This window comes from Sphingomonas sp. PvP056, from assembly GCF_040549155.1.
Taxonomy (GTDB): domain Bacteria; phylum Pseudomonadota; class Alphaproteobacteria; order Sphingomonadales; family Sphingomonadaceae; genus Sphingomonas.
Window position 1 is genome coordinate 454952 of the sequence record NZ_JBEPST010000002.1, and the last position, 20821, is coordinate 475772.

At 65.7% G+C, this 20821-nt stretch carries 23 protein-coding genes and 1 tRNA gene; 17 read left to right on the plus strand and 7 right to left on the minus strand.

Going from position 1 to position 20821, the window contains the following annotated elements; translation table 11 throughout:
* Window positions 1-36 precede the first annotated feature (36 nt).
* The 12 genes from ABIC17_RS06375 (at window position 37) to ABIC17_RS06430 (ending at window position 9591) form a co-directional block, all read left to right on the plus strand.
* A complete protein-coding gene (locus tag ABIC17_RS06375; RefSeq protein ID WP_502958425.1) occupies window positions 37-1611 on the plus strand; it encodes a GspE/PulE family protein in 1575 nt (524 codons plus the stop codon).
* A gap of 182 nt (window positions 1612-1793) precedes the next feature.
* Window positions 1794-3029, plus strand: a complete 1236-nt coding sequence (gene gspF / locus ABIC17_RS06380) for a type II secretion system inner membrane protein GspF (RefSeq protein WP_354280161.1) — start codon at window positions 1794-1796, stop codon at window positions 3027-3029.
* 8 nt (window positions 3030-3037) lie between these two features.
* Window positions 3038-3496: a type II secretion system major pseudopilin GspG gene (gspG, locus tag ABIC17_RS06385; protein WP_354280163.1), complete on the plus strand. Its 459-nt coding sequence runs from the start codon at window positions 3038-3040 to the stop codon at window positions 3494-3496.
* Window positions 3471-3944 (plus strand): GspH/FimT family pseudopilin, encoded by a 474-nt coding sequence (locus ABIC17_RS06390; RefSeq protein WP_354280165.1) that lies wholly within the window; start codon window positions 3471-3473, stop codon window positions 3942-3944. The genes gspG and ABIC17_RS06390 overlap by 26 nt, the downstream gene beginning before the upstream one ends.
* A complete protein-coding gene (gspI, locus tag ABIC17_RS06395; protein WP_354280167.1) occupies window positions 3937-4320 on the plus strand; it encodes a type II secretion system minor pseudopilin GspI in 384 nt (127 codons plus the stop codon). The genes ABIC17_RS06390 and gspI overlap by 8 nt, the downstream gene beginning before the upstream one ends.
* A gap of 71 nt (window positions 4321-4391) precedes the next feature.
* Window positions 4392-5102, plus strand: coding sequence for a type II secretion system minor pseudopilin GspJ (gspJ, locus tag ABIC17_RS06400; RefSeq protein WP_354280168.1), 711 nt, complete (start codon window positions 4392-4394; stop codon window positions 5100-5102).
* A complete protein-coding gene (gene gspK / locus ABIC17_RS06405) occupies window positions 5086-6081 on the plus strand; it encodes a type II secretion system minor pseudopilin GspK (protein WP_354280170.1) in 996 nt (331 codons plus the stop codon). The genes gspJ and gspK overlap by 17 nt, the downstream gene beginning before the upstream one ends.
* Entirely contained in the window at window positions 6078-7175 is a 1098-nt protein-coding gene (gspL, locus tag ABIC17_RS06410) for a type II secretion system protein GspL (protein ID WP_354280172.1), read from the plus strand. Before gspK ends, gspL begins: the two co-directional genes overlap by 4 nt.
* Window positions 7172-7648 (plus strand): type II secretion system protein GspM, encoded by a 477-nt coding sequence (gene gspM / locus ABIC17_RS06415; protein WP_354280174.1) that lies wholly within the window; start codon window positions 7172-7174, stop codon window positions 7646-7648. Before gspL ends, gspM begins: the two co-directional genes overlap by 4 nt.
* Window positions 7645-8382, plus strand: a complete 738-nt coding sequence (locus ABIC17_RS06420) for a type II secretion system protein N (protein ID WP_354280175.1) — start codon at window positions 7645-7647, stop codon at window positions 8380-8382. Before gspM ends, ABIC17_RS06420 begins: the two co-directional genes overlap by 4 nt.
* Before the next feature lie 53 nt (window positions 8383-8435).
* Window positions 8436-8512 (plus strand) — tRNA-His (locus ABIC17_RS06425).
* Between the two features lie 26 nt (window positions 8513-8538).
* The gene (locus ABIC17_RS06430) at window positions 8539-9591 is read left to right on the plus strand and encodes a Leu/Phe/Val dehydrogenase (protein WP_354280176.1); all 1053 of its coding nucleotides are present in this window, start codon (window positions 8539-8541) and stop codon (window positions 9589-9591) included.
* 150 nt (window positions 9592-9741) lie between these two features.
* Here the strand turns inward: ABIC17_RS06430 and ABIC17_RS06435 are convergent, their stop codons facing one another.
* Window positions 9742-10488 (minus strand): HAD-IIB family hydrolase, encoded by a 747-nt coding sequence (locus ABIC17_RS06435; protein ID WP_354280177.1) that lies wholly within the window; start codon window positions 10486-10488, stop codon window positions 9742-9744.
* 113 nt (window positions 10489-10601) lie between these two features.
* On the opposite strand from ABIC17_RS06435, the gene ABIC17_RS06440 reads away from it, so the two are divergent.
* On the plus strand, window positions 10602-11231 hold the full coding sequence (locus ABIC17_RS06440) for a tetratricopeptide repeat protein (RefSeq protein ID WP_354280178.1): 630 nt from the start codon (window positions 10602-10604) through the stop codon (window positions 11229-11231).
* Window positions 11232-11326: 95 nt separating this feature from the next.
* Here the strand turns inward: ABIC17_RS06440 and ABIC17_RS06445 are convergent, their stop codons facing one another.
* Complete coding sequence (locus tag ABIC17_RS06445) at window positions 11327-11593, minus strand: hypothetical protein (protein ID WP_354280180.1); 267 nt, start codon at window positions 11591-11593, stop codon at window positions 11327-11329.
* A gap of 151 nt (window positions 11594-11744) precedes the next feature.
* Complete coding sequence (locus ABIC17_RS06450) at window positions 11745-13151, minus strand: M20/M25/M40 family metallo-hydrolase (RefSeq protein ID WP_354280182.1); 1407 nt, start codon at window positions 13149-13151, stop codon at window positions 11745-11747.
* Between the two features lie 220 nt (window positions 13152-13371).
* On the opposite strand from ABIC17_RS06450, the gene ettA reads away from it, so the two are divergent.
* Window positions 13372-15051, plus strand: a complete 1680-nt coding sequence (gene ettA, locus ABIC17_RS06455) for an energy-dependent translational throttle protein EttA (RefSeq protein WP_354280183.1) — start codon at window positions 13372-13374, stop codon at window positions 15049-15051.
* Between the two features lie 99 nt (window positions 15052-15150).
* Here ettA and ABIC17_RS06460 read toward each other — a convergent pair whose 3' ends face one another.
* The 3 genes from ABIC17_RS06460 to ABIC17_RS06470 form a co-directional block, all read right to left on the minus strand.
* On the minus strand, window positions 15151-15426 hold the full coding sequence (locus ABIC17_RS06460) for an acylphosphatase (RefSeq protein ID WP_354280185.1): 276 nt from the start codon (window positions 15424-15426) through the stop codon (window positions 15151-15153).
* Between the two features lie 94 nt (window positions 15427-15520).
* On the minus strand, window positions 15521-16024 hold the full coding sequence (greB, locus tag ABIC17_RS06465) for a transcription elongation factor GreB (protein ID WP_354280187.1): 504 nt from the start codon (window positions 16022-16024) through the stop codon (window positions 15521-15523).
* A 6-nt stretch (window positions 16025-16030) separates the two neighbouring features.
* Window positions 16031-18022: a lytic transglycosylase domain-containing protein gene (locus tag ABIC17_RS06470; protein WP_354280189.1), complete on the minus strand. Its 1992-nt coding sequence runs from the start codon at window positions 18020-18022 to the stop codon at window positions 16031-16033.
* Window positions 18023-18110: 88 nt separating this feature from the next.
* Between ABIC17_RS06470 and dapA the strand changes: the two genes are divergently transcribed.
* On the plus strand, window positions 18111-18992 hold the full coding sequence (gene dapA / locus ABIC17_RS06475) for a 4-hydroxy-tetrahydrodipicolinate synthase (RefSeq protein WP_354280191.1): 882 nt from the start codon (window positions 18111-18113) through the stop codon (window positions 18990-18992).
* A 138-nt stretch (window positions 18993-19130) separates the two neighbouring features.
* On the opposite strand, the gene ABIC17_RS06480 is transcribed toward dapA, so the two are convergent.
* On the minus strand, window positions 19131-19532 hold the full coding sequence (locus ABIC17_RS06480; protein ID WP_354280193.1) for an acyl-CoA thioesterase: 402 nt from the start codon (window positions 19530-19532) through the stop codon (window positions 19131-19133).
* A 185-nt stretch (window positions 19533-19717) separates the two neighbouring features.
* Between ABIC17_RS06480 and smpB the strand changes: the two genes are divergently transcribed.
* Window positions 19718-20200: an SsrA-binding protein SmpB gene (smpB, locus tag ABIC17_RS06485; RefSeq protein WP_354280195.1), complete on the plus strand. Its 483-nt coding sequence runs from the start codon at window positions 19718-19720 to the stop codon at window positions 20198-20200.
* The gene (locus ABIC17_RS06490) at window positions 20193-20780 is read left to right on the plus strand and encodes a DUF2062 domain-containing protein (RefSeq protein ID WP_354280197.1); all 588 of its coding nucleotides are present in this window, start codon (window positions 20193-20195) and stop codon (window positions 20778-20780) included. The genes smpB and ABIC17_RS06490 overlap by 8 nt, the downstream gene beginning before the upstream one ends.
* Window positions 20781-20821 lie beyond the last annotated feature (41 nt).

The following is a 20821-nucleotide window of genomic DNA, read 5'->3' on the forward strand; positions in this document are numbered from 1 at the left end:
TCGGGGGAGGGGGTGGGGTGGGGCAGTCCGGCAGGACTGGCTCTCGGTGAGACACCCCCCACCCCCAACCCCTCCCCTGAAGGGGAGGGGCTAAGTGTCCCTAACATCACCATCCCCTACGCCTTCGCGCGTCGGTTCGGCGTCGTGCTCGCGCCCGGCACCGACAGCCACCTCGCGATCGCCATGCGCGAAGGCGCCGACCCCAAGGTGCTGCTCGAACTTCGCCGCCACCTCGCGCGCCCGTTCGACGTCGGCTTCGTAAGCCCGACCGAATTCGACCGCCTGCTCTCGGAAGCGTATCGGATGGACGGCCAGGCCGCCGCGATGGCCGCCGGAACGCTTGGCCTCGGCGACGAACTCGACGTGCTGGCGAGCGACTTGCCGACCGCGGACGACCTGCTCGATACTGCAGACGATGCGCCCGCGATCCGCCTCATCAACGGCATCATCGCCGATGCTGCGCGGAACGGCGTGTCGGACATCCACGTCGAACCCTATGAAACCGGCCTCGTCGTGCGGATGCGGATCGACGGCGTGCTGCGCGAGACGCTCCGGATGCCACCGCATGTCGCGCCGGTGGTGGTCAGCCGCATCAAGGTCATGGCGCGGCTCGACATTGCCGAGCGGCGCGTGCCGCAGGATGGCCGCATCGGGCTGACGCTGGGGGGCAAATTGCTCGACGTCCGCGTCTCCACCTTGCCGAGCCGCGCGGGTGAGCGCGTCGTGCTCCGTATTCTCGACAAGGAGAATGCGGGGATCACGCTCGACGTGCTCGGAATGACGCCCGCGATCAACCAGTTGCTCAAGGAAGCGATCACCGAGCCGAACGGGATCATCCTCGTCACCGGGCCGACCGGCTCGGGCAAGACGACGACGCTCTACGCCTCGATGCGGCTGCTCAACGATGGCAGCCGGAACATCCTCACGGTCGAGGATCCGGTCGAATATGCGATGGAGGGCGTCGGGCAGACGCAGGTCAATTCCAAGGTCGGGCTGACCTTCGCGGCGGGGCTGCGCGCGATCCTGCGGCAGGATCCCGATGTCGTGATGGTCGGCGAAATCCGCGACCGCGAGACCGCCGAAATCGCGGTGCAGGCGTCTTTGACCGGGCATCTTGTGCTCTCGACGGTCCACACCAACGACGCGGTCGGCGCGATCACTCGAATGCGCGACATGAAGGTCGAGCCGTTCCTGCTGGCGTCCACGCTCCGCGCGGTGATCGCGCAGCGGCTGGTACGACGGCTGTGCGAACATTGCCGGCGGCCGGTGCAGGCGACGGGGTCAGTTTCGGCGCTGCTCGGGTTTGATCCAGGCGCGATCGTCTATGAGGCGGTCGGGTGCGAGCAGTGCCAGGGGACCGGCTACAAGGGCCGGGTCGGCGTCTATGAGGCGATCCGGATCGATGACACCGTGCGGCGGCTGATCAACGACGGCGGGGATGAATCGATCATCGCGCGGCACGCGTTCCTACACTCTCCCAATCTCGGCAGTGCGGCGCGCGCGCTGGTGCGCGACGGGATGACGACGCCCGAGGAAGCGGTTCGCATCTCCAGGCGCGATATGGCGGATGCGGAAGCACCGATGCCGTTGCCGGAGACTGCGGGTGAGTGAGGTTTTGCTTCCTCCCCTCCCTAGAAGGGAGGGGCCGGGGGTGGGTCGGCTCGTGGCTGGGTCTGTCCTCTTCTCATACCGACCCACCCCCAGCCCAGCGCCGAGTCGGCCATGCCCCCGGCATGGCCTGAACAGCGCGGGGCGCTGTTCACCCGGCGCTCTTCCAGGGTGGGGAGTAAATCGTGCCTGACTTCGATTACCTCGCGATCGACACCAAGGGCCGCGAGGCACGCGGGCAGGTTGCCGCGCCGTCGATCGAGGATGCGCGCGTGCTGCTCGACCGGCGCAAACTGTACGTCGTCAAGGTCGAACCCGGCTCGGGCCGTGCCGCCGCCGCCGCCCGCGGCAAGCCATTGTTTTCCGATTTCCGCCTCGGCACCCGCAAGATGAGCATCAAGCAACTGACGCTGTTCACGCGCCAGCTCGCGACGCTCAACCGCGTGTCGCCGCTCGAACAGTCGCTGCGCACGATCTCGCGGCAGACCGAGCAGGAGCATGTCCGCGCGATCGTCGATTCGGTTCATGCGGGGGTGGTCGAGGGACGGCGACTCCATGAGGCGATGGCGCGCGAAGGCAAGAGCTTCCCCGCGCTGTACCGCGCGATGGTGTCGGCGGGCGAAACCTCGGGGTCGTTGCCCGTCATTCTTGAACGCCTCTCTGTGCTGCTCGAACGCCAGGCCGAGATCAACGGGCAGATCATCACCACGCTCGCTTACCCATCGGTGCTCGCGGTCGTCGCGATGGCGGTCGTCACCGCATTGATGGTGTTCGTCGTGCCGCAAGTGGTCGAGCAATTCGATACGGTCGGGCAGCAATTGCCGCTGCTGACGCGGATCGTGATGGGCATCTCGAACTTCATGGTGAGCTATTGGTGGGCGTTGTTGCTCGCGATCGTGCTGGGCGGGATCGGTTTCTGGCGTGCGCTCAAGAACCCCGCGGTCAAGCTGCGCTTCGATACGTGGATCCTGCGTGTGCCGCTGATCGGGCGGCTGTTCCGCGATCTGCACGCCGCGCGAATGGCGCGGACGCTCGCGACCATGGTGGCGAGCCGCCTGCCGCTGCTGGAAGGGCTCGCGCTGACCGGGGGCACGATCCGCAACCTGCGGCTGAAGGCAGCGTCGGACGAGATCGTCGAGGCGATCCGTGGCGGCGGGAGCCTGTCGGCGGCGATGCGGCGGACGGGCGTGTTTCCGCCGCTGCTGACCTATCTCGCAGCGTCGGGCGAAACCGCGGGGCAGCTCGACGACATGCTCGAGCGCGCGGCGGACTATCTCGAGCGCGAATTCGACCGGTTCACGACAACGGCTTTGTCGCTGCTGGAGCCGATCATCATCGTCCTGATGGGGGGCGTGGTCGCGACGATCGTGCTATCCATCCTGTTACCGATCCTGCAGCTCAACACGCTTGCCGGACAATGAGGTTTGTTATGACGGATATGCCTGCCACCCCCGCTCTCAATCGCCGCGTTCGCTCATCGGAACAGGGGTTTACGCTGATCGAGCTGATGGTCGTGATCGTCATTCTCGGGCTGCTCGCTGCGATCGTGACGTACAATGTCCTGCCGCTGGGCGACAAGGGCAAGATCACCAAGGCCAAGGCCGACATCGCGCAGATCGAGGGCGCGCTTGATCTCTACAAGCTCCAGAACGACACCTATCCGTCGACCTCGGACGGGTTGCAGGCGCTGGTCAGCGCCCCCGCCGATGCGGACGCGAGCAAGTATCAGCGTGGCGGTTACATCAAGAAGCTCCCGCTCGACCCGTGGGGCAAGCCGTATCTCTATGCCGCCCCCGGCCAGCATGGCGAGGCGGACATCTGGACGCTCGGCGCCGACAAGAAGGAAGGCGGCGAAGGCGTCAATGCCGACATCGGTAGCTGGCAGTAAGCTGACCTCCCGCGACGCGGGGTTCACGCTGATCGAGCTGATGATCGTGGTGACGATCATCGGGCTGGCGAGTGCCGTGGTCGTGCTGGCGTTGCCCGATCCGCGTGGACGGTTGCGCGACGAGGCGGCGCAATTCGCGGCGCGCGCGCGGGCGGCGCATGACCTTGCGGTGGTGACCGCGCGGCCGGTGAGCGTGTGGGTGTCGGCGGGGGGCTATGGGTTCGATGCACGGCGCGGGGGGGAGTGGGTCGCGATGAGCGAGAAGCCGCTCCGCGTAACGCGCTGGAGCAAGGGGACCGAGGCGGTCCCCGCATCGGGCGCGCGCGACCGTATCCTGTTCGATTCGACCGGTAGTGCGGATCGGCCGATGGATGTCGTGCTGCATCGATCGACCCAGAATTTGACGGTGCGGATCGGGAATGACGGGCGGGTCAAGATCGGTGCCTGAGCGCGCGCGCCTTGCCGAGCGGGGATTTACGCTGATTGAGATGATGGTCGCGCTCGCGGTGTTCAGCTTGGCGGCGCTTGCGCTGATCCGGCTGGAGGGGGCGACGATCCGCGGGGCGTCGACACTCGATACGACGCTGATGGCGCAGATCGTCGCGCGCAACGTGGCCTATACCGCGATGACCGACGCGCGCGCGCCGACGCTTGGCGTGGCGAGCGGGATCGAGCGGAACGGGGGGCGGTCGTGGGCGTGGACTCGCGTGGTGCAGCCGACCGGGGATGCGCGGATCCTGAAGATCGACGTCACGGTGATGGATTCAGGCGGACGGAGCGCGGGGCATCTGACGGTCGTGCGCGACGGGGCGACGCGGTCATGAGGGTTCCTCCTGTTTTGCTCTCGTCCTTGTCTCTTCCCCGGCGAAGGCCGGGGCCCAGTAGCGGGCCGGGCATGGCGGCGGCTGCGCTCCGTTACCACGACCTTTCCGACTGGGCCCCGGCCTTCGCCGGGGAAGCAGAAGAGAGGGGAGGAGGAGGGCGCGCCAATGGCCGGGAATCCGGTTTCACCCTGATCGAGGTGATGATCTCGCTCCTGATCTTCGGGCTGCTCTCCGCGGCGGGGGTGGCGTTGCTTGCCTTCTCGGTGCGGGCGCAGGGTGCGACGGCTGCCAAGCTCGACGACGTTTCGGGGATGAACCAGCTCAGCTCGATCATGACCGCCGATTTCGCGCAGGCGCTCGATCGCCCGGTGCGCGACGAAAATGGGGCGGTCACCCCGTCGTTCGTCGGCGGCTCGGGACCGACTGCCGTCCCCATGTTGCGCTTTGCCCGCGGGGGGTGGAGCGACCTCGACGGGAATCCGCGCGCGGAAGTACAGAAGGTCGAATATGCGGTCATCGACGGCGCGCTTGCACGGGTCGCCTATCCGATGCTCGACGGCGCGCAGCCGCTCCCGCCGACTGCGCTGGTACCCCGCGTCAAGCAGGTCCTGTTGCGCTATCGGATCCGCGGCGCGTGGAGCGATCGCTGGACCGGCAGCGTGCAGGCCCCACTGCCCGATGCGGTCGAACTGCGGGTCCTGCGCACCAACGGGATCGAGACGCGGCAGATGTTCCTGGTCGGCACCGGCTATGCAAGGCGGCCCAATGTCGGCGTCAACTGATCCCTCCCGCCCGGGCGAGCGTGGCGCGGCGCTGTTGACGGTGCTGCTGCTCGTCGCGGTAATCGCGGTGCTCGCGGGCACCGCGCTCGAGAAATTGCGGCTTGCGACGCGGCTCGGTGGCAATGCGGTCGCGCTCGACCAGGCGCGCGCCTATTCGCTCGCGGCGGAGACGCTCGCGGTCGTCAAGGTCACCGACCTGCTCCAGAAGAGCCGGCAGCGCGTGACGCTGCAGGGCAATTGGAGCGATACGCCTTTCGCCTTGCCGATCCCGAACGGCAGCGCGACCGCTCGCGTGACCGACGGAGGAAATTGCTTCAACCTCAACAGCCTTGTGGTCGAGACGACACCGGGTTCCTTCGCCGCCTACACCCGGGCACGCACCGTGTTCGCGCAACTGATTCGACTGGTCGACCCCAATGCCCGCTCTCCCGACGCGATTGCTGCTGCGACCGCGGACTGGCTCGATACCGACAACAGCCCGCTCGACAGCGGCGGGGTGGAGGATTCGTCTTATGGTGGGGGACGCCAGGGGTATCGCACCGGCAACACGCTGATGAGCGATCCGAGCGAACTGCGCGCGGTCAACGGGGTCTCGCGCACCGATTACGAGAAGCTGCGGCCGTGGCTGTGTACGTTGCCCAAGGCCGAACCGGCCAAGCTCAACGTCAACACGCTGCTTCCCGAACAGGCACCGCTGCTGGCGATGCTGCTGCCGGGCACGCTGACGGTGGAAGGCGCGCGGCAGGTGCTGCTGCGGCGTCCGCCGACCGGTTTCGCGACCGCCTCCGCGTTCTGGGCGCAGACCGCCGTTACCGGGGGTACGGAGCTCGCTGTCGGCCAGACCGATGTCACCACCAAATGGTTCACGCTCAAGGTCGATGTGACGCTGGGCGGGACCGTTCTCGAACAATCGGGGCTGATCGATGCATCAACCCTTCCCGCGCGGCTCGTCTCGCGGCAATGGGGCGAGCGACCATGACCGACACGCTAGTCCTCTTCCTGCCGACGTCCGACCTCCCGTGGCGTTGGCTCCACATCGCGGGCAGCGCCGTTGCGGGGCGGGGCGAAGGGTTTCCCGATATCGCCGCAGATGCCGAGCGGACGCATGTCGCGGTGGTGCCGGCGGACGCGGTGACACTGCATTGGGCCGAACTCCCCGATCGATCGGTTGCACAATCGGTCACTGCGGCGCGCTTGCTTGCGGCGGATGCCAGCGCCTCCCCGATCGGCGCATTGCACGTCGCCGTCGGACGCGAGGGCGATGCGGTCGAGCGGCCGATCGGCGTGGTTGCGGCAGGGCAGATGCAGCAGTGGCTCGACACGCTCGCCGCGAACGGCGTCGACCCCGATATGGTGCTCCCGGCACCAATGCTGCTGCCGCGCCCCGATTCCGGCTATGTCCGCGCCGATCTCGGCGGTGAGGGCGTGGTGCGCAGCGCGACCAGCGGCTTCGCGGACGAGGCGCGGCTGACCGAACTCGTCACCGGAGGAGTTGCACCCGAAGTGCTGGCGCGCGCTGATGTCGAAGCAGCGATCGTTGCGGCGGTAACCGCCCCTGCGCTCGATCTGCGGCAGGGCGCATTCGAGCGGCGTCGCAAGATCGGGGTGGATTGGGGGCTGATCCGGCGGCTGGCGTGGCTGAGCGTCGCGATCTTCGGCGTCACGGTGTTGATCACGATCGTGCTGCTGATCAAATATTCTACTGCGGCCAACGAACTGGAGCGACGGACCGACCTGCTCGCGCGTAGCGGGCTGGCGCGGGGCGAGGCGGTGAGCGATGCCGATCGGCAGCTCGACGCGCGGCTCGAGCGGCTGCGCGGGGGCGGGCAGGGCTTCACCCGGACGACTGCGGCGGTGTTCGCGGCGATCCAGGCGACGCCGGGGACCGAGTTGCGTACCGTATCGTTCGATTCGCTCGGGGCGTTGCGCGTGACGGTCGGGTTGCAGAACGAAGGCCAGATCCTCGATTTGCGCCGCCGAATCGCTGCCGCCGGGTTCGAGGCGACCACCCCAGGTCAGCTGGTATCGACCGGCGGCCGGCTTACAGGGGAACTGACGGTGAAGCCGCGATGACCGAACGCCTGCTTTTCTGGTATCGCGCCCGTACGCTGCGCGAGCAACGGCTGGTTCTCGCAGGCGGCGTGATTGCGCTGCTCGCGTTTGCGTACCTCCTGATTGTGCCGCTCAACGACATCCTCGAGTCCGAACGCGGCCGCCACGCGACCGATGCGATCGCGCTGGGCGAGACGCAGGTGCGGATCGATGCGGTCAAGGCGGCCCAAGCCGAACGGGTCGCGCCGCTGCAGGAGCCGATCGAAACCGTCATTCGGGACCGCGCGAACGATGCGGGGTTCGCGTTGGCGGCGGTGACGCCGCAGGGAACGGACCGTGTCGCGATCTCGATCGCGTCGGCGCGCCCGGGCGCGCTGACCGGGTGGGTCGCCGAACTGGAAGCCACGGGCATATTGGTCGAGCAACTGACGACGACCGACAATGGCGATCGCACGGTCGCTGCGCAGATGACGCTGCGGGCGCGCGGACAGTGACGCGGTTTCGCCTCCGCACCGGACCGGTTGCGCTATTCGGTGCTGTGTTCGTCCTCGCATTGGTCGTGCTTCTTCCGCTGCGGCTGGTACTTGGCTGGTTCGATCTCAGCCAGACGCGGGTCGCTGCGCGCGAAGCGACGGGCAGTGTCTGGTTCGGCGGCTTGCGCGAGGCGCAGGTCGGGTCGGTCGCGCTGGGCGATCTTGCGGCACGGTTATCGCCTTGGCCGCTTGCGGTCGGGCGGGCGCGAATCGACGTCGCTGGTCAGGCCACGGGTGATTCGTCCGCAGCGTCGCGGACGATTCGCGGTGCGATCAGCGCGTCGCGTCATGCCGTCGGGATCGACGACATGACCGCGAGCCTGCCCGCCGGGAATGTGTTCGCGCCCTTGCCGGTGACAGGCCTCGAGCTCGACGATGTCAGCGTGCGCTACCGCGACGGCAATTGCGACAAGGCAGAAGGCCGGGTCAGGGCGGTGCTCGGTGGAGACATCGCGGGAATCGCTCTGGGGCAGGGGCTTTCGGGCAATGCGCGTTGTGACGCGGGGGCGTTGCTGCTGCCGCTTGCCAGTCAGGCGGGGACCGAGCGAGTCGACCTCCGGTTGTGGCAATCGGGGCGTTTCGTCGCGCAGCTCACCGTCCGCGCGAGCGACCCGACGGCTGCGCAAAAACTCGAGCTTGGCGGCTTCCGACCGACGTCGAAAGGGCATATGCTCACAATAGACGGTAATTTCTGAACGAGCATTCTTGACGGTGGGGCCTTGGTCCCGCTAGGGGCGCTCACTCTGCGGCGATCGTAGTTCAATTGGTTAGAGCGTCGGCTTGTGATGCCGGATGTTGCGGGTTCAAGTCCCGTCGGTCGCCCCATTCTTTCTAGCAGCCAGGAATTCGCTTTGACCACCGGCTGGGGTTTCCCCGATTTCGACGACCACGAAGGCGTCCATCTCTTCACCGATCCGTCGAGCGGCCTGCGGGCTGTGATCGCGGTCCATTCGACCGCCCTCGGGCCGGCGGCGGGCGGGGTCCGGTTCTGGCATTACGCCGATCATGAGCGCGCCATCACCGATGCGCTGCGTCTGTCGCGCGGAATGAGCTTCAAGAACGCGATGGCCGATCTGCCGATGGGCGGCGGCAAGGGCGTCGTGCTCGCGGCGAACCCGGGCGACACGATCACCCAGGCACAGCTTGAGGCGTTTGGTCGTGCGGTCGAATCGCTCGGCGGGCGGTACGTGACGGCGGAAGACGTCGGCATGTCCGAAGCGAGCATGAAGACGATCGCGACCATGACCAAGCATGTTTCGGGTCTTCCCGTTGCGGCTGGTAGCGCCGGCGGCGATCCCGGGCCGTACACCGCGATGGGCGTGTATCTCGGCGTCAAGGCGGCAGCGAAGCGCGGTCTGGGCGCGGACGACATGCGCGGCGTGCACGTTGCGATCCAGGGCGTCGGCAGCGTCGGTGGCGGTCTGGCGCGGTTGCTCGCCAAGGACGGCGCGCGGTTGACGCTGTCGGACGTCAACGCGGGACGTGCTCAGGCGCTTGCCGAAGAGCTCGGTGGCCACACCGTTCCGGCAAACGCGATCCTGTCGACCGAAGCCGACATCGTCAGCCCGAACGCGCTTGGCGCGATCCTGACGCCGGAATCGATTGACGCGCTCAAGACGAAGATCATTGCGGGCGGCGCGAACAACCAGCTCGCGACGCAGGCAGAGGGTGCGACGCTGCAGGCGCGCGGCATTCTGTACGCGCCGGATTACGTCATCAACGCGGGCGGAATCATCAACGTCGGGCTCGAATATCTCGGGCATGGCGACCAGGCCGAAGTCGAATCACGCATCGCGCGCATCCCGGACCGTCTGGTCGCGATCTGGGACGAGAGCGAACGGTCGGGTTCGCCGGCGTCGGACGTTGCCGACGCGATGGCACGGAAGCTGATCGGGCGCGCGTAACGCGCGTCCCCCTCAATTTTAGTGCTTCCCCGGCGAAGGCCGGGGCCCAGGAGTGAAACGGTAGGTCTCCGGGCGCTGCGCTCAGTTGCAGCGACCTCTACTACTGGGCCCCGGCCTTCGCCGGGGAAGCAGCAATCAATTTAGTTTACCCTATCTCAGGCATGCGATGATCGCCCGCACGGCTGTCATTGTGTCCTCCACGTCGCGTACTCCGATCGTGTCCATCCCCGCGGCGCGCACAGCGTCGTCATTGCCACCGGGGTAGATCGCGTCGCCTAGAAACAGCATGTCCGCGGTCGCGATGCCCGAGGCATCCGACAGCCGTCGCATCGCATACGCCTTGTCGATATCCTTGCGCGTGATGTCGAGCGACGTCGATCCGCCGATGTTGACCGACAGATCGGGGAGCGCCTTGCGCAACAGCACTTGCATCGCCTTGCGTTTGGCGAAATCGGGATCCCACGCCTTCTTTGCGTCGAGCGGTGCCTGCTGCCCGAGTCCCGAAAAGGTGATCTGGCTGCCGCGGTCCTCGACTCGCTCACCCCAGATTTTCTCGTCGGCAAACCCAGCCTCGCGCACCGCCGCATCGAGCGCTTGCAGGATATGGTCTCGCTGGTCGGACGGGAAGACGTCGGCATAGACCTGCACCCATGCGCTGTTCTCGAAGCGGTACAGCTTGGTCCCGGTGGTGGGCATAATGAACAGGCGATCTCGACGGGCCTGATTGGGGAGGGCGGTGACCACCTGCGTCTCGAATTGCGGCCAGTCACCCCCGGAGATCACCGCTACGTGCGCCACCTCCAGCAAGTTCGCCAATAGCGTTGCCATTGGTTCGCCGATCCGCTGTTTGCTCTCGGCAAGCGTGCCGTCGAGGTCGAACGCGATGAGTTTCTTCATAAAATTATCCTGCAAGGAAGACGCGGACGCAACGCACAGGTTGTGCTCGCGGTTGCCCGTCGCGCGGATCGCGCGCATGGTCTTGGCATGGATACAGGTTCGGAAGCACGCGCGTGAGCGGTTGGGTCATGTTGGTGCTGTTCGGGGTTGCGACCTTCGCGGTGCTCTGGATCGCGGGCGTGGCACGCACGCTGTGGACGACGGTCGGGGCCGCGCTTATGCTCGGCGCAGCGGGCTATGCGATACAGGAACGCGCCGGATTGCCCGGTCATCCGGTGCAGGACAATGCCGATCCGGTCGCGGTCTACCCGCAAGTCATCGAATTGCGCGACCAGATGCTTGGGCGCTTCACCGGGGACGGCGCCTATCTCATTGCCTCGGATGCACTGATGCGCAGCGGTAGCCGCGACAGCGGTGCTCGCATCGTGCTGATGGGGGCGAACCAATATCCGCGAAGCCTGACCTTGTGGACCGGGCTGGGCACCGCGATCGCTCAGCATGACGGCGGTGCGGTGTCGCCCGCGGCACGGCTGGCGTTCGATCAGGCCACACGGCTTGCACCGGAACATCCCGCGCCGCCGTTCTTCGAGGGGCTGGCCTATGTCCAGTCGGGGGATTTCCGCAAAGGGCGCGCCTATTGGGCGCGGGCGCTGGCCTTGTCACCGCGGGCGGCACCGTATCGCGAAGAAATCGCCCTGCGGCTTGCCGCACTCGACGCGATGATCGCGCAGACACAACAATAATCTCGCCGGGTCGCCGGGCAAGAAAAAAGGGCGCCACCGCGATGCGGTAGCGCCCTTTCTTCAAGCATCCGAGCAATGGCCCGGCGCCAACGTCCTTACTGGACGTTGTCAGCCATTTCGTCGCCTGCGTCACGGATGTTGTCAGCCTGGTCGCGAAGCGTGTCGGCCTTGTTGTCGAGCACTGCCGAAGCCGTGGCGTTCGAGGTGTTCGACGCCATGTCGTCGATCATCGCTGCGTTGTTGTCGACTGCGTCGGCAACCATGTCAGCATTGTTCTCGATCGCAGCAGCTTCTGGGTTCTTGTTGCAGGCGGCGAGCGAAACCAGGCCGGCGGCGACGAGAACAAGGGCGGTCTTCTTCATGCAATTGCTCCCAAGCAAATAAGGCATTTCGCGGCGACAGGTGCCGCCGCGAAGACCGGTGGCATAACGGGTCGCTGCGGTGCGTCAATCCGCAATCGCGGCTGGCGATACAGTTCTGCCATGTTTCAGCCATATTTGCGACGAGCCGAGGTCATTGTTTCGTACGGACCGGTCCGATCGTCTCAGGCGCGTTGGCGACGACCGCGAGCATCGTCGCCCAGGCGGCAACGTTCTGACGAAGCTGCGCTGGGTCGATCAGGTCGAGCGTATCCTCGGGCGTGTGATGGTAATCGAAGTAGCGCAAGCCCGACTGGTTGAGGTCAATCCCACCGCCGCCGAGCGCCAGCGTCGGTTCGACATCGGTGCCGCCATGCGCCTTGTCCGATCCGCGCACCACGCCGATCGGCGCGAGTGCGACGGCGAGGCGATCGACCACCGGCTTGGCGCTGTCGGGCAGGTTGGCGTTGAAGCGCCACACACGGTCAGCGCCGAAATCGGATTCGGATGCGATCGTGTGCTGCTCGGTCGCATGTGCCTTGGCATAAGCCTCGCCACCGAAACCGCCGGTTTCCTCGTCCCCGAACCACACGACGCGGATCGTTCGGCGTGGCGTCCCTGCAGCCATCATCAGCTTCGCGGCTGCAGCGGTGATCGCTACGCCCGCGCCATCGTCGATCGCGCCGGTGCCAAGATCCCAGCTGTCGAGATGGCCGCCGATCAACACGATGCCAGCCGTGGGGTCAGAACCGGGGACTTCGGCGACGACGTTGCCCGAGGTGCGGCTGGCGACGACGGTCGGGGTCAGCGTGAGGTGCAGTGAGACGGGCTTGCCGGTCTTGAACATGCGTTCGAGATTCTCCGCATCCGCGACGGACAGCGCGGCGGCGGGGATTGGCGTGACACCCGGCGCGAAGTTGGTCGTGCCCGCATGTGGTCCACGGCCATGATCGGTTCCGATCGACCGGATCACAATCGCGGCAGCGCCCTTCGTTGCGGCGACGTTAGGGCCGAGGAAGCGCGCGCCGCCCTGGCTGCCATAGCTGGAGCCGTCCTGCGTCGGCTGCATCGCGTTGGACACGAACGCGATCTTGCCCTTCAGGCTGCCGGCGGGTGCAAGCAGCAGATCGTTGAAGCTCGGGAAATAGACGACTGGCAGCGTCAGTCCCTTGGCCGGGGTCGCGCCCGAATTGCCGAGCGCGGTCAGCCGAAGCGGCTGCGGGAAGGGGGCGACGACTTCGGCGGTTTCGACGCCGCGAATCCACACGTTCTTCAGTTCGTACGGCTCTATCCGGACGTTCTGGAAGCCGAGCGCCTTCAGCTTGACCAATGCCCACTGTCGCGCGCGTTCCTCGGCGGGGGAGCCATCCGGGCGCGGGCCGATCTCGGTCGTCAGGCCGGAGACGATGTCATAGGCGACGTCGTCCTGCAGCGCCTTGTCGCGGATCGCGGCAACCGCCGGATCGGGGGCGACTGCCGTGGGCAAGGCGCGCTGCGCGACAGCCGGAGCGGAAAGGGTGGCCAGCAAAGTCGACGCGAGAAACAGCGAACGGATGGTCATGCAGGGACACTCCTTGGAAGGCGAGCTTTTGCCGGGGCGACGGAGTCGGCGGCGCGGGTGCGTGCAAGGGACAGGACGCGCGCGGATCTCAGGTCCGGTTCGTGACGCCCCCCGCGTCGAGCGACCACCGTATCCACCGGCGGCCACGTTGCCAATCCACCGCATGCTCGCTACATGAAGGTCATATTTCCAGCCTCATGTGAACGGAGCATCATCGGCTATGGCCGTGCAGTACAGCTATGTGATGAAGGGCCTCACCAAGACCTTCCCCGGTGCGCCCAAGCCGGTGCTCAACAACATCCACCTGCAGTTCCTGCCCGACGCGAAGATCGCGATCATCGGGCCGAACGGCTCGGGCAAGTCCACGCTGATGAAGATCATGGGCGGGATCGACCCGGACTTCACCGGCGAGGCTTGGGCCGCGGACGGGATCAAGGTCGGCTATCTGCCGCAGGAGCCGCAGCTCGACCCGACCAAGACCGTCATGGAAAACGTCAAGATGGGCGCAGGTCCGGTCGCTTTGATGGTCGAGCGTTTCAACGCGATCTCGGCCGAAATGGGCGATCCGCAGGACGGCACCGATTTCGACGCGCTGATGGATGAGATGGGCGATCTCCAGACCAAGATCGACGCCGCCGACGGCTGGGCGCTCGACAGCCAGCTCGAACAGGCGATGGAAGCACTCCGCTGCCCGCCGGGCGACAGCGCGGTCACCAACCTGTCGGGTGGTGAGAAGCGTCGCGTCGCGCTCTGCAAGCTGCTGCTCGAGAAGCCGGGTATCCTGCTGCTCGACGAGCCGACCAACCATCTCGACGCCGAGAGCGTCGCGTGGCTCGAGAATTATCTCAAGGAATATACCGGCAACGTCATCCTCGTGACGCACGATCGCTACTTCCTCGACAACGTCGTCAACTGGGTGCTCGAGCTCGATCGCGGGCGCTATTACACCTATGAGTCCAACTATTCCGGTTATCTGGAAAAGAAGGTCAAGCGGCTCGAGCAGGAAGAGCGCGAGGAGCAGGGCAAGGCCAAGGCGATCTCGGACGAGCTGGCGTGGATGCGGCAGACCCCCAAGGCGCGCCAGACCAAGTCCAAGGCGCGTATCCGCGCATTCGACGAGCTGATGGAGAAGCAGGAGAACCGCTCGATCGGCAAGGCGCAGATCCTGATCCAGTTGCCCGAGCGGCTCGGCGGCAAGGTGATCGAGGCGAAGGGTCTGACCAAGGCGTATGGGGACAAGCTGCTGTTCGACAATCTCGACTTCGTCCTGCCGCCGGGCGGGATTGTCGGCGTGATCGGGCCGAACGGCGCGGGCAAGTCGACGCTGTTCAAGCTGATCACGGGTCAGGAACAGCCGGACGAGGGCTCGATCGAAGTCGGCCAGACGGTCAAGCTCGGCTATGTCGACCAGTCGCGCGACGATCTCGACCCGAACAACAACGTCTGGGAGGAAATCTCGGACAAGCTCGAGATCTTCCGGTTCGGCAAGCAGGAGCTGGGCACGCGGGCCTATGTCGGCGCGTTCAACTTCAAGGGCCAGGACCAGCAGAAGAAGGTCGGCCAGCTGTCGGGCGGTGAGCGCAACCGCGTCCATCTCGCCAAGATGCTCAAGGAGGGTGGCAACGTCCTCCTGCTCGACGAGCCGACCAACGATCTCGACGTCGAGACGCTGCGTGCGCTTGAAGAGGCGCTGGAGTCGTTCGCAGGCTGCGCGGTGGTGATCAGCCACGACCGCTTCTTCCTCGATCGTCTCGCGACGCACATCCTCGCGTTCGAGGGCGACAGCCATGTCGAGTGGTTCGAGGGGAACTTCGAATCGTATGAGGAAGACAAGCGCCGTCGTCTCGGCGATGCGGCGGATCGTCCGACCCGGTTGGCGTACAAGAAGCTCACGCGCTGAGCTAACCGATCTCCTTCCCCGGCGTGCGCCGGGGAGGGACGTTACGTTCTGGAAGGTTGGCGCAACCGCCACGATGCAGGCGCGCGCGTGGCAGGAATATCAGGCCGTAAAGCGTTTGGTGAAGCCCTTGGGAGGCCGTTCGTCGGCCACTTCAACCACGACATGATCGACCCGCGCCATCGCTGGCCCTTCGTGGCAAAGCGCGATCAGCCGCGCGGTGATCGCTTCTTCCCCAATGACGAGCACCTCTACCCGGCCATCGGTGCGGTTGCGCACCCAACCGGTCAAATCGAGTTCACTCGCGCGGCGCACGACCCAGTCGCGGAAGCCGACATTCTGGACTTTGCCGCTGACGAACACGCGTTGCATCATCATCCGTGCCTACCCAACATCGTAAATTGCCGTTTGACCATCAGGTTGGATATACCGTCGGCGATGGGGAGCGCACCTCGTCCGATCGAACGATCGATCAACCGTCGGAGAGGGAGGGTTCGCGCTCAGGATAGCTGATCGCCATAACCTCATATTCGCGTTCGCCCGCCGGGAGGTTTACGCGGCGGACGTCCCCGATCCCTGCGCCACGCAAGGCACGCGCGATCGGCGCGTTCCAGCCGATCCTCCCCGCCGCGGCGTCGGTCTCGTCATCTCCCACCAGCATGAGTGTGCGATGGTCGTCGTCTTCGTCCGCAATCGTGACGGTCGCGCCGAACCAGACACGCGTACGGTCGGGTTGCGCCGCAGGATCGACGACCTTGGCGGCCTTCATCCGCCGTGCCAGGAACCCCAGCCGGCGGTCGATCTCGCGCAGCCGCTTGCGACCGTAAATGTAGTCGCCATTCTCCGACCGGTCGCCATTGCCGGCCGCCCAGCTGATGACGTCGACCAGCTTGGGGCGTTCGTCGCCCAGCAATTGCCGATATTCCGCGCTCAGCACGGCATAGCCTGCGGGGGTGATGTAATTGGGACGATCCATCGCGGTTCAGCCCGGCGTGCGTTTGCCCAGATACCAGCTGACCCGGTTCGGCCCGGAAGACCGCGCGCGGGACGGGTTCATCAGGTCATAGACGACTGCATTCTCGAGCACGCGCTGGACGTAGTTCTTGGTTTCGTAGATCGGGATCGCCTCGATCCAGTCGATCATGTCGGGGCCGCCCGCCATACGCGGATCGCCGTTGGCGCGGAGCCATTTGTTCACGTTGCCCGGCCCGGCGTTATAGGCGGCGACGGCCAGCGGATAGCTGCCAAACATGCCGAAGATCTTCCGGAAATAGCTCGACCCGACCATGATGTTGTAATCGGTGTCGGTGGTCAGCGCGGAGGGATCGTAGGACAGGCCGATCTTGCCCGCGGTTTCGCGTGCGGTCCCGGGCATCAACTGCATCAGCCCGCGCGCGCCGGCGTGGCTGACCGCGGCACGATCGAACTGGCTTTCCTGCCGCGCAATCGCGTGGATCATCGTCCAGTCGTCCTGGCTGGAGACAGGCACCTTCACGCTCGGGAAGCCGACGGTCGAATATTCGCTGAGGCCGTTCTGCAAAGCGCTGCGCCCGACCATTACGCCGAGATCGGGGCGGCCGAGCGTGCGCGAAACTTCGGACGCAAGGACATGATCGGCATCGGTCGTGGCATCGGCGGCGATCTGACGAACAAAGGCGGTCTGGTCTGCCCATGCACCGGTCGCGCCGAGATATTGCGCGGCACGGACGGTTTCGCGCGCATAAAACGCCGTCCGTGTCGCGGCATCGACCGGTCGCAGCGTCGCGGTACCCGGTGCCGTGAGCGTCTGCCCAAGCCGCTCGATCGCGAGCTGGCCGTAGAACATGTCACGGAAGCCGGCCGCGCGGGTATAATAGCCGTTGGCCTCCGCCCGGCGTCCGGCAGCCTCTGCGGCGCGACCCGCCCAGTAGAAGCCCTTGGACTGGGTCGTCGGCGTACGCGAAGCGTTGGCATAGCGCAGGAACAGCCCGGTCGCATCGGCGGGGCGGTTCATCTGCTTCATCGCCGCCTGACCGGCCAGCCAGACGAGGCTCGTGTAATCGTCGCGTTCGCCGTAGGGCCGCGTGCTGACGTCGGTCCTCGCGGGATAGGCGTCATCGACACGCCGCGCGATGTCATAGGCCACCGCGATCTGCCCGTCGTTGGCGGCGGCTTTGGCGTTGGTCAGCAACGTCTCGAACCACTGCTCGGGGCTTGCGGGTACGGACGCCAGCGGCAGCCGCTGCGCAAGCGTGCTGCGCGCACTGTTCGATGCGCTGTTGAACCGGAACCACATCGCGCGGTCGGCGAGCCAGCCGGGATCGGTACTTCCCATCGCCTGCGTTGCCGCCGCGCGATCCGACGCATCCGGGGCGTTGGTGCGGAACGCGAGGCGCGCCTCGAACAACGGGCGGCGTGCCATGCTGGTGAGGCCGATCTGGCGCTGTGCGGCAAGCGTGGAGTTCTGCCACAAGAGCATGTCCATGCGGGCATCTTGATCCGCCGGGCTCAGCGCACCGGGGTAGAATGCCTGGATCCGCGCCTCGTCCACCGGCGAGATCGTTCCCGAGATCCACGCAGCCCGTGCCGCCGCATTGGCTTCAGCGCGCGCGCCGGTGGCCGCGAGCGCATCGGCGTAGCGGGTGCGGCTGGTTCCAGTCAGCGGCGGGAGGCGTCGGAAGTAGCTGACGGCGGTAGCTGGCGACCAGCCCGGCGTCTCGAGCGCACGTTCCGCCTGCCGACGCAGCGCCATTTCGTTCGGCCAGCCGGGATGCGCGATCAGGAAGGTCGCGTAGCGATCGAAACCGAAGCCGGGGCTTTGGAGCGTCTTCCATTCCGAAATCGTCGCCGCGATCGCGACATTGGAAGCATTGGTTCCGGTCAGGATCTGCGTCGCGCGCCCCCAACCGAGTTGTTCCTGCACAGCATCCGCCGGCACCGCCAGGCTCGAGATACCAGCCAAGAGAAGACCCGATTTGTACAACGCTGCAATCATGTGGACAGAGTATGCTTCCTGTCCGTATTTGTCCCGTCGAAAAACACGTAAAAGCGACGGAATGACCGTCGCGCAGGAGCATAACAGTATGTTTTCGGGATCAATCCCGGCGCTCGTCACGCCGTTTGCTGCAGACGGCTCTTTCGACGAGGCGGCATATCGCGATTTCGTCGAATGGCAGATCACAGAAGGATCGGCGGGGCTTGTCCCGTGCGGCACCACCGGCGAGGCGGCGACGCTGACGGCGGAAGAGCATTTCCATATCGTCGCAGTGTGCGTCGATCAGGCACGCGGGCGTGTCCCGGTGCTCGCGGGGGCAGGGTCGAACGATACGCGCGTGGCGATCCACAACATTGCGGCGGCGAAATCAGCCGGGGCAGATGCCGCCTTGATGGTCCCGCCCTATTACAATCGACCCAATCAGGAAGGCATCTTCCGCCATTTCGAGGCGGTTGCGAACAGCAGCGACTTGCCGATCGTGCTGTACAACGTGCCGGGCCGGACCGTGACGGACATTGCCGTCGAGACGGTCGGGCGGATCGCGCATGCGCTACCGAGCGTGATCGGGATCAAGGACGCAACCGGCGTGATCCAGCGGGTATCGGCGCAGCGGGCGGCGTGCCCGGACGGGTTCATCCAATTGTCGGGGAATGACGATATGGCGCTCGCATTCAACGCAACGGGGGGCGTGGGGTGCATTTCGGTGACGGCGAACGTTGCGCCGCGTCTGTGTGCAGAGTTTCAGGCGGCCTGCGCATCGGGGGACTATACGGCTGCGCTGGCGCTCCACGATCGGCTGTTTGCGCTGCACGGTTCGCTTTTCACGGATGCGTCGCCGGGGCCGGTCAAATATGCAGTTAATCGAGTCCGTCCGGCGTTCCCGACCGCGTTGCGCCTGCCGATGACGTGGCCGAGCGAGGCAAGCCAGCGCGCCGTCGATGCGGGACTGGACGCGGCGGGGATGGCGTAAAGCAGATCGCGAAGCTCCTGGACCCCTGCGAAAGCAGGCGTCCAGGAGCCTCAACATCTCGAGCCGATATCGCGCGTAGCCTTGGATCCCTGCTTTCGCAGGTAATCAATCACGCTGCGGTCCGCGACCGCGCAAGCGTCAGTCCTTGGCGAAGAACCGATCGATCACGCTTTGGCCAAGCCGCGCGGGTCGCTTGGTTTCGATGTCGAGGCAGCACCAGCTTGATTTGACCTCGGCCAGCACTTCTTCGCCGCGCTTGATGATCGTCTCGTAAAACGCCCGCGCGCCCTGCACCTTCTCGAGCAGGACGGTGGCGATCACCTCATCGTCGAGGAACGTGGGTTTGCGATAGGTGATCTCATGTTTCAGCGCGACCCAGGCATGCGTGGTGATCGCCTCGGCAGGGGCGAAGCGTTGCCAGTGGCTGATCACGGCAGCCTGTACCCACTTGAGATACGAGGCATTATTGACGTGGCCCATGAAATCGATGTCTGCCGCATCGATGGCGATCGGGAAGTTGTGTGACGCGAACTGGGCCATCGGGTAATCCTATCCGAGAAAGGTCGGCGGTGCGAGACCTTAGCGTGTCGTGCCTTAACAAATATGTCGCGGCGACATCTCGTATTTGGGAAACGTCGCGCAGGCCGGAACGATCCCCCGCGATCGACACACGGTCGCGCGCGCAGGGCTTTCGCTTACCCGACTTCCGCCCTACATCGCCCGACATGGCGCGTCCCAAACCCGTAACATTCGAAAAAACCAAGATCGTCGCCGAGAACCGGCGCGCGCGGTATGATTATTCCATCGAGACGGTTTTCGAGGCGGGAATCGCCTTGACCGGAACCGAGGTCAAATCGCTGCGCACGGGGCAGGGGTCGATCGTCGAGAGCTACGCCGAAGCGAAGGATGGCGCGATCTGGCTGGTCAATTCGAACATTCCCGAGTTCAGCCACGGCAACCGCTACAACCACGAAGCCAAGCGTCCGCGCAAATTGCTGCTCCATGCGCGCGAGATCAACAAGATGCACGGTGCGGTGAACCGGGACGGGATGACGCTCATCCCGCTGATGATCTATTTCAACTCGACCGGGAGGGCGAAGGTCGAGCTCGCGCTCGCCAAGGGCAAGAAGGCGCACGACAAGCGTGATTCGATCAAGGAGCGTGACTGGAAGCGCGAGCAGGGCCGATTGATGCGCGATCGTGGATGAGGCGACCCGCCCCGTCGGCGTTGTCGCGCGTCTGTGGCTTGTCATTCTGCGGCATATTCCCACACGCGACGGGATCGCGCGCAACCGCTTCCTGCGACCGGTAGCGCATCGCATCCTCCACCCCGCCTTGTGGCGCTTCACCCGGCGTTCGGTTCCGCGCGGCGTAGCGCTGGGTGTCGTGAGCGGAATCCTCTTCCCGTTCGTGCACGCGCCTGTCGCGGCACTCGCGGCGCTGCCGGTGCGCGCCAATGTGCCCGTCGCCGTTGCGACGACGCTGTTGCACAACCCGCTTACGAGCGTGCCGATCTATTTCAGCGCCTATCATATCGGGATCTGGGTATTGCAGTGGGATCGCGGCGTGCCGGGTCGTCCGATCGCAAGCAACGTCGCCGCGCATGTCGACTGGTTGCACACGTTCGCCGCGCAGGTAGGCCCGGCGACGATCGTGGGGCTGGCGGTCCTGTCGGCGATCCTCGCGGTGATCGGCTATGTCGCCGCAGGCTTGGTGTGGCGGGTCCGGATCGGGCGGAAGTGGCGCAAGCGATCGATCCGAAGGAATTTTGTTAACCCGTTTGACTAGGCGTGTCGGAGGAATACAACACGCGGGCTTTCGTTCGATTT

What these genes read in the sequence shown, in the direction of transcription:
- gspG (WP_354280163.1), top strand. Translation starts at nt 3,038, where the DNA reads ATGACGGATATGCCTGCCACCCCCGCTCTCAATCGCCGCGTTCGCTCA.
- ABIC17_RS06390 (WP_354280165.1), top strand. Translation starts at nt 3,471, where the DNA reads ATGCCGACATCGGTAGCTGGCAGTAAGCTGACCTCCCGCGACGCGGGG.
- gspJ (WP_354280168.1), top strand. Translation starts at nt 4,392, where the DNA reads ATGGCGGCGGCTGCGCTCCGTTACCACGACCTTTCCGACTGGGCCCCG.
- gspK (WP_354280170.1), top strand. Translation starts at nt 5,086, where the DNA reads ATGTCGGCGTCAACTGATCCCTCCCGCCCGGGCGAGCGTGGCGCGGCG.
- gspL (WP_354280172.1), top strand. Translation starts at nt 6,078, where the DNA reads ATGACCGACACGCTAGTCCTCTTCCTGCCGACGTCCGACCTCCCGTGG.
- gspM (WP_354280174.1), top strand. Translation starts at nt 7,172, where the DNA reads ATGACCGAACGCCTGCTTTTCTGGTATCGCGCCCGTACGCTGCGCGAG.
- ABIC17_RS06435 (WP_354280177.1), bottom strand. Translation starts at nt 10,488, where the DNA reads ATGAAGAAACTCATCGCGTTCGACCTCGACGGCACGCTTGCCGAGAGC.
- ABIC17_RS06445 (WP_354280180.1), bottom strand. Translation starts at nt 11,593, where the DNA reads ATGAAGAAGACCGCCCTTGTTCTCGTCGCCGCCGGCCTGGTTTCGCTC.
- ABIC17_RS06450 (WP_354280182.1), bottom strand. Translation starts at nt 13,151, where the DNA reads ATGACCATCCGTTCGCTGTTTCTCGCGTCGACTTTGCTGGCCACCCTT.
- ettA (WP_354280183.1), top strand. Translation starts at nt 13,372, where the DNA reads ATGGCCGTGCAGTACAGCTATGTGATGAAGGGCCTCACCAAGACCTTC.
- ABIC17_RS06460 (WP_354280185.1), bottom strand. Translation starts at nt 15,426, where the DNA reads ATGATGATGCAACGCGTGTTCGTCAGCGGCAAAGTCCAGAATGTCGGC.
- greB (WP_354280187.1), bottom strand. Translation starts at nt 16,024, where the DNA reads ATGGATCGTCCCAATTACATCACCCCCGCAGGCTATGCCGTGCTGAGC.
- ABIC17_RS06470 (WP_354280189.1), bottom strand. Translation starts at nt 18,022, where the DNA reads ATGATTGCAGCGTTGTACAAATCGGGTCTTCTCTTGGCTGGTATCTCG.
- dapA (WP_354280191.1), top strand. Translation starts at nt 18,111, where the DNA reads ATGTTTTCGGGATCAATCCCGGCGCTCGTCACGCCGTTTGCTGCAGAC.
- ABIC17_RS06480 (WP_354280193.1), bottom strand. Translation starts at nt 19,532, where the DNA reads ATGGCCCAGTTCGCGTCACACAACTTCCCGATCGCCATCGATGCGGCA.
- smpB (WP_354280195.1), top strand. Translation starts at nt 19,718, where the DNA reads ATGGCGCGTCCCAAACCCGTAACATTCGAAAAAACCAAGATCGTCGCC.